The sequence below is a fragment of the Mesorhizobium sp. M2A.F.Ca.ET.037.01.1.1 genome, assembly GCF_003998075.1.
In the GTDB taxonomy this organism is placed as follows: Bacteria; Pseudomonadota; Alphaproteobacteria; order Rhizobiales; family Rhizobiaceae; genus Mesorhizobium.
The window spans coordinates 1-1,908 of record NZ_RZSA01001144.1 but is presented as its reverse complement, the minus strand read 5'-3'; the positions used below and the strand labels follow the sequence as shown (position 1 = coordinate 1,908).

The 1,908-nt window shown below is 63.9% G+C and carries 3 protein-coding genes; all 3 read left to right on the top strand.

Annotation, left to right across the window (positions count from 1 at the left end; genetic code table 11):
* Nucleotides 1–231, top strand: a 231-nt coding sequence (locus EOA27_RS34410; RefSeq protein ID WP_127258503.1) for an ABC transporter permease subunit, incomplete at its 5' end; no start/stop codon positions are given.
* The gene (locus EOA27_RS34405; RefSeq protein ID WP_127258501.1) at nt 228–1,115 is read left to right on the top strand and encodes an ABC transporter permease; all 888 of its coding nucleotides are present in this window, start codon (nt 228–230) and stop codon (nt 1,113–1,115) included. The genes EOA27_RS34410 and EOA27_RS34405, both read left to right, overlap by 4 nt.
* Nucleotides 1,116–1,177: 62 nt before the next feature.
* Complete coding sequence (locus tag EOA27_RS34400; RefSeq protein ID WP_127258498.1) at nt 1,178–1,663, top strand: hypothetical protein; 486 nt, start codon at nt 1,178–1,180, stop codon at nt 1,661–1,663.
* The last annotated feature ends 245 nt before the right edge of the window (nt 1,664–1,908 follow it).

The following is a 1,908-nucleotide window of genomic DNA, read 5'->3' as shown; positions in this document are numbered from 1 at the left end:
GTGCTGGCGACGCAGAGCGGCTACATGCTCGGTGGGCTGGTGGTGATCGAGGCGCTGTTCGGCATCCAGGGCCTCGGCAATCTGGTTTTGAACGCCGCCAAGTCGCGCGATTTCCCGATGCTGGAAGCAGGCGTGCTAGTGATGGCAACGATCTTCGTCCTGTCGGCCGCGATCGGCGATCTCGTCCAGGCGCTGCTCGACCCGCGGCAACGGCGGCGGGCGTCGTTATGATGGATCTTTTGGAGTTCCCCGCGCCGTCGCACGCGCCCGCTGTCCTGCGGGTCGCCGGCAGGCTGGGCCGCGCCATTCGCGGCCTTCCCGTCTCCGTCATCATCGGATCGCTCACCCTTGCCTTCTGGATCGCCTGCGCCCTGTTCGGCGACCGGCTGGTTCCCTACGATCCCTATGCCGAGGATTTCCTCGCCACGCTGACGCCGCCGGATGCCACGCACTGGTTCGGCACCGATCATCTCGGCCGTGACGTGCTGTCCCGCATCATCGTCGGCTCGCGCGACATCCTTTTGGTGGCGCCGCTCGCGACGTTGGGCGGCGTTACCGCTGGCACCATCATCGGCCTGGTGCTCGGCTATTTCGATGGCCTGGTCGACGCTATCGGCGCGCGGCTGCTGGACACGCTTATGGCCTTCCCCTTCATCGTGTTGGTGACCATGACGCTGGTGGCGCTCGGGCCCTCGAACCTGACCGTCATCTTGGTGATCGCCATCGCCTATGCGCCGCTGGTGGCCAGGACCGTCCGCGCCGCGGTGCGCGAGCAGAAAGAACGCGAATATGTCAGCGCCGCCCGCCTCGGCGGCGAGAATGCCTTCGCCATCATGGTGCTGGAGATCCTGCCCAACATCAGGGAGACGATCCTGATCGAGCTCGTCACGAGGCTCGGCTACGCTTTCTTCTCGATCGCCACGCTGAGCTTTCTCGGCCTCGGCATCCAGCCGCCCTCGGCCGATTGGGGCCTGGCGGTCGCCGAAGGTTATGGCTTCCTCACCGGCGGCAAATGGTGGGTCGTCGTCTTCAACTCGGGCGCGATCGTCTCGCTGGTCATGGCGACCAACCTCATCGCTCAAGGCATCGGCGCGTTCGAGAATAGCGAACGGTGATTTGACCTTCTGAGGCTCGCGCTCTGCTAGACTCCCGTTGATTCGTCTCGACAGGGAACGGCATGAGCAAGGCCCTCGGCACATTCGCACTGATAACGGTTCTCAGCGCCTTGCTGATGGCGCTGTCATTGGCCGTGGCGAGGCACGGCTATCCCTACGGCGCGTTCGGCGTGAAGCGGCTCGACGGCATCGCCGACGCCGGCTCCTTCCTGGCCATCGCCGCCGTCTATTTCTTCGGCGCCATGCTGATGATGATCCTGCCGATACGCGCCGCCGGCATCGTGCTGACCCATGCCGCCGACGCGATCTTCTGGGCGACGATCATGCTGTTCGCGACCATCGTCGGCGCGCTGATCGCCAGATGGGCCTTCGGCCAGCACGAGGTGCTTTGGGCGCTCTTCAACTGGCGCTTCACGTTCGTCGCGGCTATCGTGGCGGCACACCTCACCATGAACGAGCTTCGGCGCAACGTCCTGCTCAGAAGCCTGTTCTTCGTCATCTTCGGCGCGGTCACGCTCGCCTGCCTGTTCTGGTCGTTCTCGACCTGACGCGAACCAGCTCTAGGTTTAAGATCGCGGGTAGACCTCCTCCCGGACAATCACTATATCATTTGTCTGACAATTGACCCGGCCAAAGGCCGCCGCGACCAAAACCCAAGGAAAAACAAGATGACCCTGCACCGCAAGAACCTGATCGACGGCGAGTGGCTTGGCGAGGCCGGCTCGCGCAACATCAATCCCTCGAACACCAACGATGTTGTCGGCGAATACGCTTCTGCCGGCCCGGAGGAGGC

Excerpts from the sequence above, each read along its gene's own strand:
- EOA27_RS34405 (WP_127258501.1), top strand. The coding sequence starts at position 228 with ATGATGGATCTTTTGGAGTTCCCCGCGCCGTCGCACGCGCCCGCTGTC.
- EOA27_RS34400 (WP_127258498.1), top strand. The coding sequence starts at position 1,178 with ATGAGCAAGGCCCTCGGCACATTCGCACTGATAACGGTTCTCAGCGCC.